Consider the following 14,544-nt stretch of genomic DNA (forward strand, 5'->3'; position numbering starts at 1 on the left):
TATGGCGATTTCTGTCGTGAAAGGCCAGAAGAGTGATCTGACCAAAACCAATCCGGGCTTGTCCCGTCTAACAGTAGGCATTGGTTGGGAGGCAGCCTCGGGTGTGGAGCTGGACACATCAGCATTCCTTCTGGGTTCAGACAATAAAGTGGCTGGAGATGAAGATTTTATCTTCTATAATCAGCCCTCTACCTCGTTCATCACGTATATGGATGGTGGACAGGTTGGTGGCGAGAAGAAACAATTCGCCATTGATCTTGTCAAAATCCCTGCCCGAATTGAGAAAATTGCCTTCAGCCTGACGATTCATGACGGTGAAGCACGACGCCATCATTTTGGACAGGTTCAGCATGGTTTTCTACGGTTTGCCAATGCAGCTACAGGTCAGGAAGTGATGAGATATGATCTGGGTAGCGGGTTTACAGTGGAGACCGCGATTGTCATTGGTGAATTGTATCGCCATAACGGAGAATGGAAGTTCAATGCAATAGGGTCGGGTTTTGCAGGTGGTCTGAATGCACTCTGCGCTAACTTTGGTGTAGATGTGGATGGTGGATCAGACGCTGCGCCAACCACATCAACCGTTCCCCCGACAGCTGCACCGATTCCACCACCCCCGGCATCCGTACCAGAACCTACGCCTGCTCCTGTGAATTCGATCAATTTCAGCAAAATTGAATTGAAGAAGAAGGGCGACACCATTAACCTCAAGAAAAATGCGGGGGGACTTGGTGAAATCCTGATTAACTTGAACTGGAATCAACAGGGCAGCAAAGGGTTATTTGGTCGCAGCAAGAGTGTGGATCTGGACTTGGGCTGCCTGTTCGAGATGAAGGATGGTACACGAGATGTGATTCAGGCCTTGGGACAGAGGTTTGGTTCACTGAACCGTTTCCCTTATATTGCACTGGATGGGGATGACCGGACGGGATCTGTTAAGACGGGAGAAAATCTGCGGATTAATGGTGCACGTATCTCGGAAATTGAGCGCATCTTGGTATTTACCTATATTTATGGTGGTGTGGCCAACTGGTCTCAAGTAGACGGTGTGGTAACCATCCAGCAGAAGGACGGCCCGGATATCATTGTCCGAATGAATGAATACGGGAGCCCGCTTGGCATGTGTGGCATCGCGATGTTACGCAATGTGAACAATGAGACATTCAGTATTGAACGAATTGTGCAGTTCTATAATGGGCATCAGGCGTTGGACGAGGCTCATGATTGGGGAATGCAGTGGGTTGCGGGAAGAAAGTAATCATTCGTATGTATTCATTCAATCCCTCCAGATTAGGAGGGATTGGTTTTTATGCCCCGACAGCTGGAATCAACTATTGCAGATTGGCTATTGCCAAAGGTGCGAGGAGGAGACAATCCTGAAATATTTTAACTTTTTGAGTCTGGAAGAAGAAGATACTTTATTTTTCTCTTCACCCGTCTCGTTCAATCACCGGACTTCCAAAGATCTACTGGCATATGCTGTTGGGGCTGCTTTATATATGCCCGCGACGCGCGCACATATCGCGGACGACATTATAAATGGTAAGCATGAAGGTCTGACGACCATTATTATTGATCTGGAGGACGCTGTAGGTGACGACCAAGTAGAGTTTGCCGAGCAGTGCCTGGTACAGCATCTAACTCAACTGATGACTTATATGGAGACAGGCATGCTGAGTCAGGATCAAATGCCTCTTCTGTTTGCTCGTGTACGTTCACCACAACAGTTGGAACGTCTGATTGATACGTTGGGAGAATTGGTGTCCATGCTGACAGGTGTGGCATTGCCCAAGTTTTGTGTGGGCAATGGAAGAGCCTATTTTGACCAGATCCGCAAGTATAATCAACGGAAACCGGATCATTATCCCGTTCTCTATGGAATGCCCATATTGGAAACGGCTTCAATTATATATCGGGAGACACGTTGGGAGACCTTACTGGGCCTTCGAAACATCCTCGATGAACATGTTGAATATGTGCTCAATGTACGCATTGGTGCGACCGATTTCTCAAGCCTGTTTGGACTACGCCGAAGTCCTGAATTGACCATATACGATATCGCCACGATCCGTGACTGCATCTCGGATATTATCAATCTGTTTGGACGAATGGACAAGCCGTATGTGATCTCAGGTCCTGTCTGGGAATATTTCAGTCAGCGGGAGCGCGTGTTCAAACCTCAATTACGACAGACTCCATTCGAAGAAACCCTGGGCAAATCAGGGCTGCATCTGAGAATGAAATATATTACGAACACAATGGATGGATTGATGCGTGAAGTCATGATGGACAAGGAAAATGGAATTGTTGGCAAAACGATCATTCATCCTTCTCATATTAAGCCCGTACAAGCGATGTACGTTGTTACACATGAAGAATATTCTGATGCCCAAGACATCATCGCCCGTAATGACGGTAGCCTGGGTGTGTTCAAAAGTAATTACTATAACAAAATGAATGAGATTAAACCACACTTGAGCTGGGCGAATCGAATTCTAATCCGATCACAAATATATGGGGTGTTACATGAACAGCAGCATTTTGTCGGGCTCTTGCCCAAACATGAGCAACAACACAACTACGTTCCCAATTCTTGATCAATTCAGTCTGAACGTTCAGGTTACACATAACCCGCTGCAACTTCCACTAGAATCTCTATTTTCCATGGCTGCACGAATCAATAAGAAACGTTCATTTCTGTTTGTAAGCAGACTGCTGGGCAAGCACATCCCGGTTAACCCGTATACCTCGCTTCTGAGCGGCGCGGCATTGGCTGTTCTGTTATATGAGCACCTGACTGAGGAGACGGAAGAGACCAAAGATCAGATCACCAAGTGGAAACGGGAAATGGTCGAAGGATTGATTGATCCCCAGCAAGCTCGGCAAGTGTACAACATGCTGTTGCAAGAAAGCTTGAGTTTGCCGGAAACGATTCGTTTTGTTGGTTTTGCCGAGACAGCGACAGCGCTGGGCCACAGCATGTACGAGATGTTTGCTGATCAAGCTTCCTATATTCACACCACTCGAGAATATGTTCCAGCGATGAATCCAGATATTCAATTTGAAGAAGAACATTCTCACGCGATGGCTCATCGTTGTTATGCGCTGGATCATGAAGCCTTTGCAGGAGAGGGCCCGATTGTTCTGGTGGACGACGAGATTACGACGGGCAAAACGACGTTGAATATCATTCGGGATATTCAGGCCAGATATCCCCGGAAGCAATATGTGATTGCTTCGCTGCTAGACTGGCGTACGGAAGCGGACGAACTTCGATTTGCCGAACTGGAAGCAGAATTGGGAATTACCATTACACCGTTAAGCCTGTTGAAGGGCCGTATTGAAGTGGTAGGTACTCCACAGTTGGAACCAACACAGCAAGATGAGCAGTTATCTCATTCTGCCGTAACGCTTCAGACTTCTACCGTTGCAGATGCCTTCCATCAGCTGCAAGCCACTTCCGAGGATGGTGAAGGTAAACGTAGCACAGCCAGCTACGTCCAGCATACGGGCAGGTTTGGTGTGCAATCCCGTCATAATAGCGTATTACGTCAGGAGGTTAGCCGGATTGCAGAACGACTTCGGTTGCAGCGTACGGGAGAACGGACTTTGGTGATGGGAACAGGGGAGTTCATGTACATTCCAATGCGTGTTGCTGCCGAGATGGGAGAAGGTGTGTGGTATCAATCCACTACCCGCAGTCCAATCCATACACATCCCGCTCCAGGATATGCTGTTCGTAGTGGTGCCGGATATGCCTCACCGGAAGACGCATCTGTTCGTAACTTTATCTACAACATCGCCCCGGGACAATATGACGAGGTTTTTGTTCTGCTGGAGAGACAGATGTCCGAAGAGCGAATGGAACCGATGGTGAAGGTACTGGAGCAGTTGGGATGCGGTCACATTCATATTGTGTATTGCGGCTTGCCAGAGAAGACAGGGGACAATGAGCAATGAACTTAACTACACTGGAGCTAATCAGACAACGTGAGATTCCGTCTCCCGAGCCGATGGGCAGTTATGATGCATCGGACGTTGTTTTCCTACTGAAGGATATCAGCCATGTGGATCTGGAAAAGGGAACGGGTGAACGGGAGCAGGCGATCCAATCCGGGGTTCATTATTCGGAGATGCTGCCCGTGGAATATCAGCCCACAGCCGAATACATCGAGCTGTTTCACCAGACGTTGGAACAATCCGCTGCAAGAATAGCACTTCATACCGCCATCGTGGCTGAGAAGATCGTAGAGCGCAGGGGCCTGAATCTTGTGCTGGTATCATTGGCTCGAGCGGGAACCCCTGTTGGCATCCTGATCAAGCGTTATATTGAATTGAAATACAAAGTGACGATTCCGCATTATAGCATTTCCATTATTCGTGGCAAAGGTATGGATGAGAACGCAATTTTATATATTTTACAGCAGCATGGGCTGGAAACAGCCATTCAGTTTGTAGACGGTTGGACCGGCAAAGGGGCTATTCGCAAAGTGCTGAAAGAATCCTGTGACCAAATGGAACGGACTTATGGCGTAAACCTCGATGATGATCTTGCCGTGTTGGCCGATCCGGGGCAATGTTCAGGCACATTTGGGACAAGAGAAGATTATCTCATTCCTAGCGCTTGTCTGAATTCCACCGTCTCCGGACTGGTGAGTCGTACAGTGCTTCGGGATGATCTGATTGGGCCGACAGATTTTCACGGAGCTAAATGGTATCGTGAATGGTCCTCTGACGATGTGTCGAACCAATACGTGGATACCATTGCACGGCATTTTCCACAGGTGATGAATCAAGCGGAACTTCGTACGGACGCCAATGTTATCGGTACTTCGGAAATCACCTGGAAAGGCTGGCAGGATATTGAGTCCATTCAGCAATCCTTTGGCATTGCTAACATCAATCTGATTAAACCTGGAATCGGAGAAACAACCCGGGTGCTACTGCGCCGGGTCCCTTGGAAGATTCTTGTGGACCGTCTGGATAATCCGGATTTGCAACATATCATGATGCTCGCCATAGACAGAAATGTGCCGGTTGAGGTATATCCGGGATTAACCTATTCCTGTTGCGGCATTATTCAATCCCTGGGAGGTGGCGGAGAATGATGATCTACGCAAGTGATCTGGACCAGACGTTGGTGTACTCCCGTCGTGCGCTCCGTATTCCCGAAGATACACCGGGACTTGTTCCCGCAGAGTGGATTAACGGCAAGTTGTCCGCTTTTATGTCAGCATATGCACTGGAGCGTTTGCAGTCTTTGCCGCAAGATATTGTATTTATGCCTGTGACGACACGTACTGTGGAGCAGTACCGACGCATTCATATTTTTCAGACCGAATGTATTCCGAAATATGCGGTGACGAGCAATGGTGGCAACATTATTGTTGATGGTCAGGTAGACAATGAGTGGAACCTGCATATTCGCTCTTTACTTCGTCAGCAGGCAGCCACTCCCGAAGAGATTCTGGATTTATTTGACGATGTACTCAGCCCGGAATGGGTGATTAATCAGCGATTGTGTGATGAGCTGTTCTATGCACTGTTGATCGAACGTGACAAGCTTCCAATGGAGCGTATTGCGGACAAGATTCGGGTGTTAGAGACGCTGGGATGGGAGAGTTCGATCCAGGGTCGGAAGCTCTATCTGGTGCCTTCGGCCGTGAACAAACGAGCTGCAGTGGAGCACATTAGGCAACGCATTGGCGATGTGGCTGTGATTGCTTCGGGTGATTCCTTGCTGGATCGCTGTTTGCTGGACTTTGCGCAGCATGCCATTGCTCCGTCCCACGGAGAATTACATGTGGAGAGACAGCGTGCACCTGAGCTGGTGCCGTATCAATTTACGGAACAATTCGGTGCTTTTGCAGCAGATGAGATTCTCGATTACGTTCACCGTATTCACAACGATCAACAGACTCAGCTAGACCATGCCGAGATAAGGGAGACCGTATAAATGAAAAAAATGAAGATTTACTTCAACCGTTGGTTCTCTGTAACGTATCATTATATGAATGCAATTCGGGACAATGAGGACGGCATGGAATTTGAGATCTACGGTACTCATCCTGATCCGGGACACATGGCATTACAGGGCTGTGATGTTGCAGAAGTTGAACCGCGTGTAACGGGTCGGGAATATGTTGATTTTTGCCTCGACTTTTGCCGTCGTCATCAGATTGATGTGTTTATTCCACGCTGGAACATGCTGGACATCAGCAGACATATCTCCTTGTTCGAAGAGATCGGTACACGGGTTATCGTATGCTCGGATACGGAATTGCTGGAACAATTGATGGAGAAAGACCGATTCTATGAATCAGTGCGTGAGAAAGGCATTATGGAGATTCCGGATTATTTCACGGTCAGTAATGCTGCACAATTCCAGCAAGCCTATGAGGCGCTGCGCGCAAGTGGACACGATGTATGTTTCAAACCATGTAATGGTGAGGGCGGCATGGGATTCCGGGTGATCAACAATGAACGTGATCCGTTGGAGGAGTTGTTCGGGTATGCGCTTAACTCGATTTCGTATGAAGATGCCCTGCGTGCGTTCTCTTCTGCTCCGTCCTTTCCCAATGTCATGGTGATGGAGGTGCTGGAAGGATATGAATACAGTATTGATTGTCTTTCGGATCGCAATGGGAAACTATTAACGGCTATTCCGCGTAGAAAAGAAAGAGGACGTTTACGCTTGCTCGAAGAAAACGAGGAATTACTGGAAATTGCCCGTAATGTGGCAGAAGCATATCGGATTCCTTATAATTTTAATATACAGATGAAATATCGCAAGGATATACCGAAGCTGCTTGAGATCAATCCGCGTATGTCGGGTGGGTTGCACATGTCTTGTCTGTCGGGCGTGAACTTCCCGTATCTGGCGGTCAAATCTGCACTTGGCCATGATATTGGACCACTTCATCCGAAGTTTGGTCTTCTGGGAAGTCATATCGAGCAGCCATTTATAATCGACGTTCAGAAGGTAAGCGGAGTACACCACGTCTAGCTGAGAATTTCCCTCAACATTGACACCTTCTGGATGGTTTTCTTACAATACGGATAAGAGGTTATTCAAAAAGTCTACTTTGGATTACGAATAATGCCTTACGGCATCATCAGCATTGAAGTTGAAATTCAGCCGAAATAAGCGGGAGCTTACGAAGGTTGTTTCCTTTGGAAACATTGTGGTTGCTCACGTAGGTTTCCTACGCTCCGCTACTCCATTTCTATCTTCATTCTATCTTCTCGGTACTGAAAACCAGACTTTTTGAATATGCACTTTATGTGTTGTTACAGGCAGGAGGACAAGTAATGTTACGGAAAACGAAGATAGGTATAGGCGCATTGGTCGGTTATGGTCTCGCGGCGATCTCGAGTCCCTTTCTACCGGATGTCATCACGTGGGCAATTCCGGCATTGGCAACTGTGGTTGGGGGACTGATTCCTTCACGTTCCGCGCCACGTACACAGGTCGAGGGTTCGTCATCAGCCCCTGTACCCATTACAGATATCGGAAATGAACCATCCCGTTTGAATGGAGGACAAGCGCCGAGCGCAGTGCCAACAGGGGCAAGAGAAGCTTCTCCGGCACAGTCCCATTCGAGCTCCACTCCCGCACAACACGCGGGCTCAGAACAACAAGCGAAGCCTTCCCGGACTGAACCAGATCCTGTATTTGATCCGGTGATTGAGTACCTGGAAGTTCTGGAAGACATGATCATCTCCGAAGGTCAGAAGAACGAACTGGATAATGAGATCGTGGAGAAATCACTGGCGTTGTTTGCCCGTCTGCAGCGTGTGATTCCTTCCCTTCAGGAGTTAAACAACGGGGATATTAACCATACGGTGCGCAGACTTATTTTGAAAGACCTGAACGGTTTTATTAATCCATTTCTACGTTTAAGTGGAGAAGCCAAACGCAACAATCGGCGTATGCTGCTGAATGGTCTTCGAGATGTAGATTCCAAGATATCGGATATTGTATCAACGATTGAACATAAAGACTTAATGGAGCTCCAGAACAAAGCGGAACTAATACATCAACGGTATAACAGCTCTGAATTATAGGAGGGATTGGCATGGCAACGGAATGGGCTCAGTTGAAGCAGGAAGATGAGCAACGGATTAACCAGGAAGCAACGCAGCTTATTCAGAAAGTGTCCCAAAGTGATCCGGCTCACCTGGATACCTTAATGGATGATATCGGCAAGTTGGGCGTGAAAACACAAGAGAGAGCAGGACAGACTCTCAAGTTGCTTGATCGTCCAGTCAATGAACTGATGTCTGGGAATCGGGCAGAGGTATCCAACATGATCCTGAAGCTCCGTGATGAATGTGAGAGTCTGCAGCAGAGTAAAAATGTGAGTTTTGTCGGGAAGTTGTTACGTAAAAGCCCACTGAAAAACTACGTATACCGTTATCAATCCGTTCGCACGAACATTGATGCCATCATTAACGGGTTGCGGGACGGCAAGGACAACCTGGAAGAAAGCATCGTGAATATGCGTCAGTTGAAACGTTCTTCCATTCAGGAGATCTACAATCTGCAGACCAAAATTTCCTTCGGTAATCAATTGAAAGCATTGTTTGAAACCGAGATCGCCAAGCCTGAGAACGAGAATCGTAAAGCACATCTGGAGCGTGGGTTGCGCAAAGTGGTAACACGTACCCAATCCATGACAGAGATGATCATGCTGTACAATCAGGCGATCGCAGCTACCGACATCATTAATGATAACAATGACAAGCTGATTGATTCAGTGAATAACGCCATTGATAAAACAGCGAATCTGATCACCGTTTCGGCCATGATTGCGATGGCACTCAATGATCAGGAGAAGGTCATTTCTGCTGTGGAAGCTACGAATAAGACGATTGAAGATCAATTCAAGGAGAATGCCAGATTGTTGAAGACAACAACAGAGAAAACGAATGAACTGTTGTCCAAACCGGCTATGTCCCTTGAGGCAGTCAATCAGGCGATGGGTGATCTGATGTCTGCGCTGGATCTGTCCGAGCAGTCCAACCGCCGGATCATCGAGAGCTGTAATGACTATACCAACAAGATGACAACACTTAACGCCAAAATGAGCGATCGACTGGGTCTGGAAGGGCCGAAGGTTGCTGCCATTCCGGAGAAAAACAAACCGGATTCCAGTGCATTAGGTTCTTTCCTGGATTAGGGTAAGACTCGCTGCATATCGTATCGAGATTGCTACATGGTTTTATTTTCTACGAGGGACGCTGAGTGCGTCTCTTTGTTTCATTTATTTGATAGAATGAGGGTAAAATCTGGGGTTGTGCAAAGGAGCTTGCTGAACATGCTGGACTTTTCATTTGAGATTATTGATGAGACCAAGATTAATATTCAATACAAATATGGCAGTGAGTTCTTTAACTTTAACCTGTATTATGCAAAAGGGGAGTGGACGCTGCATCCTTTTGACGGCATACTGATCCAAAACCGTGAAATGTGCAGTCTGATTGTATCGGAGCTGCTCCGTAACAAAGATTTTCATGTCATGTTGGCCAAAGAGAAAATCATCTTATCTCAACTGCGCACCAGTGTTAACCTCCAGTCCAATGAGCCGGATGAATGGGTTGCAGATCGAAGAAACGCAGATTATTCCAGTCCTGATGATGAGTTGATGGATTACATAGGGAACCACAGTTTCGAAGACATAATACAGCTTGAGCAAGAACAGATTGAGGCCAGAGTGCAATTCTTCCAACAGATTATTCAGAGAATGTTTATGGAGGGGCTTGGACCGGAAGATGCTGATTTTATCAAAGTTCAGGCCGTGATTCGGATTTATAAAGAGACATATGATCGTCTGGGCGAGTTGAATGATGACTATCGGGGTGATCGTGGACGTAGAAGATGGTAGGATGTAAAGAAGAAAAAGGTTCATCAGCCATAGGCAGATGAACCTTTTTCTTCTTCTGATATTCAAGGGAGATGAATGGTTTGGATATGATCGGTATGCATAATTAAAGAAGTCCCATCTGCTTCTACCAACGCAAGCAAGTGGTTGTCTGCATTCTTCAATAACCCTGCTCGGTAAGGCTTGCAACCGAGGTTGAGTACAACAAGTTCACCTATCATTTTATGAAGTTGCTGATCGAGTGTACGGGAGAGTGACATGGACGAAGGTTGCATAGGGAAATGTTGCTTACTAAGAGAATAGGGTGTGCTGTTAGTAGGGGAAGGAATAATATATTTCAGATGATTAATGGAAACATAGATAGAATGATATAACGGAGAGTAGAACATAAAGTAGTCATTCATAATATTTGTAATATAACCATGCAATGTTTTCCCTCCGATGGATATTTCACTGAAACGTCCACGGGCGTTCATCAGCATTTTGCGGTAAGAGATATTGGTGTGATCCATCTCGGGGTCAGGTGTTGGAAAAACTATATTTGAATCATCTGCTGTGTTGACATGCATGGATTGAACATGATGAAGTGGAATATACACAAATCGCTGATTTCCGTAGACTACAATAAGATCCTGACCTACATCAACGATTTCACCCTGGATCGGTAGTTTACAGCCAGACAGCTCCAATTCGACGGATTTACCCAGCCAATGCGTAACAAGATCCACAGTATTCCTCCTCTCAGTAGAGTATAGATGTCCAAATATATAGTGAAATTAGGCTAACAATTAGACTGATTGGTATCACAATAAAGGTAACTTTCATATATTGTTTCCAGGAGATTCGAATTTGATGGGTCTTTAATATATACATCCAAATTAACGTTGCCAAGGTGCCAATAGGCGTCAGCAAGGCTCCGATATCACTTCCCAGAATGTTCGCAAGATACGCAAGATGCAGTTGAGATTCACTTAGTGGAAGATCTGTAACAGCAAAGGTCCCAATCATGACGGAGGGCAAATTGTTGAACAGATTGGAAAGCAGAGTGAGCATTAACCCCGACACAGCAATGATGCTGGCATTTCCCCCTTCTATTATAGGTTTCATCCACTGAATGATTGACGCGGTCAAGCCTGCGCGGTGAAGACTATCCACAATGACATAAATGCTGAAGGCAAAGAGTAGAATGTGCCAAGGCGTCTGTGTTATCACATCTTTGAGTCCAGTCCGGGTGCGATACCAACGCACAGCGAGCATGAGAATAACACCAGTAATTGCAACTACCTCCATACGTATACCGACTTGCTCAGCTAGAAAATATCCTGCACGGATAAATACAACGATACCAATACAGCCACGGAACAGCCACCAGTCTACTTTATTCTCGGATTCAGTTGTCTGCAGCGGATGATATCCTGAACCTGATGAAGACTGCAGGGATACAGGGAAATGATGAATAACTTTGGGAATACTTCTACGAAAATAATAGAACAGCAGTACAGTCATCACCATGATCGCAAGCATGGATGGCACAAACATCATCTGAGTATAAGTATTCAGATTTAAGCCAACCATTTGCAAAGCAATCAGATTAGCCAGATTACTAAGTCCAATTGGCGCACTGGAAGCCGTAGCGATGAGAGCACCGGAGATCAGGTAGGGTAACTGTTGATGCATTTTCAGACGAAGTATAGAACAGATTCGAATAATTATCGGAGTTGTGATCAGAATACTGCCATCATTGTTGAAGAAGATGGTCATGAGAAAACAAAGTAATAGAATTAGCCAGAACAATCGAAAGCCGGAACCTCTTGCTTTCTCAATCATATTCAAAGCGATCCAGCGAAAAAAACCGATGCTATCTAAAATAATCGACATGACAATGGTAGAGAGGATTGTTACGGCTGCACCAGATACGATCCCGAAGATTCCAACAATGTGAGCATAGCTGCTCACTCCAGTTAAAATAAGAAGAAGGGCGCCAAGCGAGGTGGGTATAGATTCATTCAATCCGCCAGGACGCCACATCAGGAAAATGACAGTGATGATAAAGACCCCGAAGGTTAACCACAACTGGTAGTCAGGCATTTACTGTGATTCACCCCCCAGGGGGAGAAGTCCTGACGAAGCCTGAAGCAGATGTTCATGGGATGGAGTGGGCCTTCCGGGTGTAACGATCCAGTAAAAAGGCACACCAATCAAGACTAATGCGACGAAGATCAACATGATAATTCCCCCCTTTAAGCTGGTAGATAACTTAAGTTGTCAGTTTATTTTATTTACTTCTTTTTACCGCCGGATTTGTTGCCGCGGGATTGACTGCCTTGGTTGCCTTGATTGCCTCGCGACTTGTTGCCACCTGACTTATTGCCCTGGGATTGATTGCCTTGAACTCGTTGCCCCTGAGAACGATTGCCTTGACTGCTGCGTGACTTGTTGCCGCCGGACTTATTACCCTGAGCTTGGTTGCCTTGAGCTGCTTGGTTTCCTTGAGAACGATTGCCACGCGACTGGTTGCCTTGAGCCGTCTGATTACCTTGGGCTGCTTGGTTCCCTTGACTTGTATTATTACTGCTATTGTAGTTGTTGTTGTTCCCACCACCACGTACGAGGGATACAGATTTCACATGTTGCATCGGAATACGAACAATCTCCTGATTTTTCAAAGTCATGATCAATTGGTTCTGGTTGGCATCGGCCAGGATGCCTTCCACTTTTTCAGGTCCTCCCCGGTTAATCTGAACACGGCGGAAGCGGAGTGCTTGCATAACGCCCAAAAACGTGTTGGAAGGAATAGGGTTCCCCATGGCTGCATTTCGGTTACCACCGGAACGGCCTGTATCTGTTATGCTTTTGACATGTGATTCATTAACGTAGACAATTCCTTCTTTGCAGTTCATCGCCATGTAGTCCCAGCGTACATCCGTAAGTGTACCTTGTACTGAATCAGGTCCTCCCCGGTTAATCTTAATCTCTCTTCCCAACAAACCTCTTATTCCTTGACCATTCATAGACATTGTGTTTGACCCCTTCCATGATATAAGTTCAGATGGACAAAAATGGTGGATGTAACTATGATCCCTTCCATTCGTCATTCGTGTCTGTCTGTAGTTTAAGCATATGTGACATGCTTCTTGGAGGGACTAGCCAGTTAACTATATTTATACCATTTCGGCTATAATCTATGAAAATGATGTAAAATTATAGATTAATAACTCGGTTATTCCGCATTATGACAAGTGAATTGAATGTGATAAGTATCAGGACTGTGCATTCGCCCGTACGACTTTCTGTGCATCTGCATAGGATGATGTAAGAGCCTACGGGCGAATCTTACAGGTACTTGAAAGGCGGATGGAAATGGCTCTACCTGTCTACCATATCAGCTTGTCTCCAACCGAATATCAACAGTTAACGTCCAATATATGGTCAGAGACATTTGTGAACAGCACGATGCAGATGGACGGCAAGCCGTTTCCGATCCGGCTTCGATACCGGGGAGGCCATACACGTGGCTATGTGAAAAAATCATTTGAGATTCGTACATCCAGCCGGACGTATCATTTTAATGCGGAGTATGATGATCCTTCGTTGTTGCGCAATGCACTTTCTTTTCATTTTTTCGAGTCGATCCGTGTACCGGCCCCAGCGACTCGGCACTGTGTGCTCTACCTTAATGGGGAGATGTTAGGGGTATACCTGCGGATCGAAGGGGTGAAATCCTTCTTTTTTCGCCAAAGGAAAATTCCTGTGCGAAGTATCTTTTATGCGATCAATGATCATGCGGGGTTTACGATCAACTCAAACTCATCATCAACAAGCACGAGTACGAACCTGTTGTCAGGATACAGTTTGATTCGTGGCAAGGATGTGGATAAGGCCAGGCTGCGTACGTTTATTCAGCAACTGAACACAAAGTCCAGACTGGAGCTGTTTCGCTTTTTACAGTCGAGGATCGATACGGACAACTATCTGCGCTGGTTATGCGGGGCTGTACTTACCGGCAACTTTGATGGATTTGATCAGAATTACACGTGGTATGAAAAAACAAAAAACAAAAAATACGGTATCCTGCCATGGGATTATGAAGGTACCTGGGGAAGAAATTGTTACGGGGCGAAGGTGGATGCCAGCCTTGTTCGTATCCAGGGGTATAATAAACTTACGGGTAAAATGTTGGCCTTCCGACATTTTCGTGAGCAATATAAAAAGCTGTTGCGCCAGCATCTGATGAATGCTTTTACAGAGAAGCGAATTATGCCCTTGGTGAATCGGTTGCACAATGAGATTCGTGAAGATGTCAACAAGGACCCTTACATGAAATGGCCCATGGATGTATTTGCAGGTGAACCGGAAAGAATTCGCGAATATGTGGTGAAACGTCGGGAGTATCTAAGTGAAAAACTACATCAGCTGTAAGCACTTAACTAGCGTGGGGAAGGGAGACCTTCCTTTTTTACTGCCAAAATGAAGAGAAGTTTATTGTAATGGGAAAAGTAGGGTAATAAGAATAGAAGCGGCATTGTAAAATACGCTATAATAACCATATGTGTACATAGAAATGATTACATATTGGACGCTGTGGAGAAAACAACATGTCTAATGGAGGCTCTGAGCTGGAACGTGTTATCGGTTTAGGGTGCTCCGAGCCGGAGGAATG

General features: G+C 46.1%; 14 protein-coding genes. 10 read left to right on the plus strand and 4 right to left on the minus strand.

Annotated features, from left to right (window positions below):
- Position 1: 1 nt before the first annotated feature.
- The 9 genes from MHB43_RS05495 (at position 2) to MHB43_RS05535 (ending at position 9,887) form a co-directional block, all read left to right on the plus strand.
- Entirely contained in the window at positions 2-1,258 is a 1,257-nt protein-coding gene (locus MHB43_RS05495; RefSeq protein WP_339182368.1) for a TerD family protein, read from the plus strand.
- A 118-nt stretch (positions 1,259-1,376) separates the two neighbouring features.
- The gene (locus MHB43_RS05500) at positions 1,377-2,597 is read left to right on the plus strand and encodes an HpcH/HpaI aldolase/citrate lyase family protein (protein ID WP_256704287.1); all 1,221 of its coding nucleotides are present in this window, start codon (positions 1,377-1,379) and stop codon (positions 2,595-2,597) included.
- A complete protein-coding gene (locus tag MHB43_RS05505) occupies positions 2,527-3,960 on the plus strand; it encodes a phosphoribosyltransferase family protein (RefSeq protein WP_405131509.1) in 1,434 nt (477 codons plus the stop codon). Before MHB43_RS05500 ends, MHB43_RS05505 begins: the two co-directional genes overlap by 71 nt.
- Entirely contained in the window at positions 3,957-5,108 is a 1,152-nt protein-coding gene (locus MHB43_RS05510; RefSeq protein ID WP_339182371.1) for a cysteine protease StiP family protein, read from the plus strand. Before MHB43_RS05505 ends, MHB43_RS05510 begins: the two co-directional genes overlap by 4 nt.
- On the plus strand, positions 5,108-5,956 hold the full coding sequence (locus tag MHB43_RS05515; protein WP_405132392.1) for a hydrolase: 849 nt from the start codon (positions 5,108-5,110) through the stop codon (positions 5,954-5,956). Before MHB43_RS05510 ends, MHB43_RS05515 begins: the two co-directional genes overlap by 1 nt.
- Entirely contained in the window at positions 5,957-7,006 is a 1,050-nt protein-coding gene (locus tag MHB43_RS05520; RefSeq protein WP_405131510.1) for an ATP-grasp domain-containing protein, read from the plus strand.
- Positions 7,007-7,311: 305 nt separating this feature from the next.
- Positions 7,312-8,067, plus strand: coding sequence for a hypothetical protein (locus MHB43_RS05525; protein WP_221818924.1), 756 nt, complete (start codon positions 7,312-7,314; stop codon positions 8,065-8,067).
- A gap of 11 nt (positions 8,068-8,078) precedes the next feature.
- Positions 8,079-9,182, plus strand: coding sequence for a toxic anion resistance protein (locus MHB43_RS05530; protein ID WP_405131511.1), 1,104 nt, complete (start codon positions 8,079-8,081; stop codon positions 9,180-9,182).
- A 138-nt stretch (positions 9,183-9,320) separates the two neighbouring features.
- Positions 9,321-9,887: a hypothetical protein gene (locus MHB43_RS05535; RefSeq protein ID WP_405131512.1), complete on the plus strand. Its 567-nt coding sequence runs from the start codon at positions 9,321-9,323 to the stop codon at positions 9,885-9,887.
- Between the two features lie 62 nt (positions 9,888-9,949).
- Here the strand turns inward: MHB43_RS05535 and MHB43_RS05540 are convergent, their stop codons facing one another.
- Genes MHB43_RS05540 through MHB43_RS05555 form a run of 4 tightly spaced genes read right to left on the minus strand, consistent with a single transcriptional unit; the run spans position 9,950 to position 12,901 of the window.
- The gene (locus MHB43_RS05540) at positions 9,950-10,612 is read right to left on the minus strand and encodes a DUF2642 domain-containing protein (protein ID WP_405131513.1); all 663 of its coding nucleotides are present in this window, start codon (positions 10,610-10,612) and stop codon (positions 9,950-9,952) included.
- Between the two features lie 13 nt (positions 10,613-10,625).
- Positions 10,626-11,972 (minus strand): arsenic transporter, encoded by a 1,347-nt coding sequence (locus MHB43_RS05545; RefSeq protein WP_405131514.1) that lies wholly within the window; start codon positions 11,970-11,972, stop codon positions 10,626-10,628.
- Positions 11,973-12,110: a hypothetical protein gene (locus MHB43_RS05550; RefSeq protein ID WP_155985018.1), complete on the minus strand. Its 138-nt coding sequence runs from the start codon at positions 12,108-12,110 to the stop codon at positions 11,973-11,975.
- A gap of 53 nt (positions 12,111-12,163) precedes the next feature.
- Positions 12,164-12,901: a hypothetical protein gene (locus tag MHB43_RS05555; RefSeq protein ID WP_405131515.1), complete on the minus strand. Its 738-nt coding sequence runs from the start codon at positions 12,899-12,901 to the stop codon at positions 12,164-12,166.
- Positions 12,902-13,244: 343 nt separating this feature from the next.
- On the opposite strand from MHB43_RS05555, the gene MHB43_RS05560 reads away from it, so the two are divergent.
- A complete protein-coding gene (locus MHB43_RS05560) occupies positions 13,245-14,303 on the plus strand; it encodes a CotH kinase family protein (RefSeq protein WP_405131516.1) in 1,059 nt (352 codons plus the stop codon).
- Positions 14,304-14,544 lie beyond the last annotated feature (241 nt).

Origin of the sequence: Paenibacillus sp. FSL H8-0317 (genome assembly GCF_045040685.1) — a bacterium.
Taxonomy (GTDB): Bacteria; Bacillota; Bacilli; order Paenibacillales; family Paenibacillaceae; genus Paenibacillus.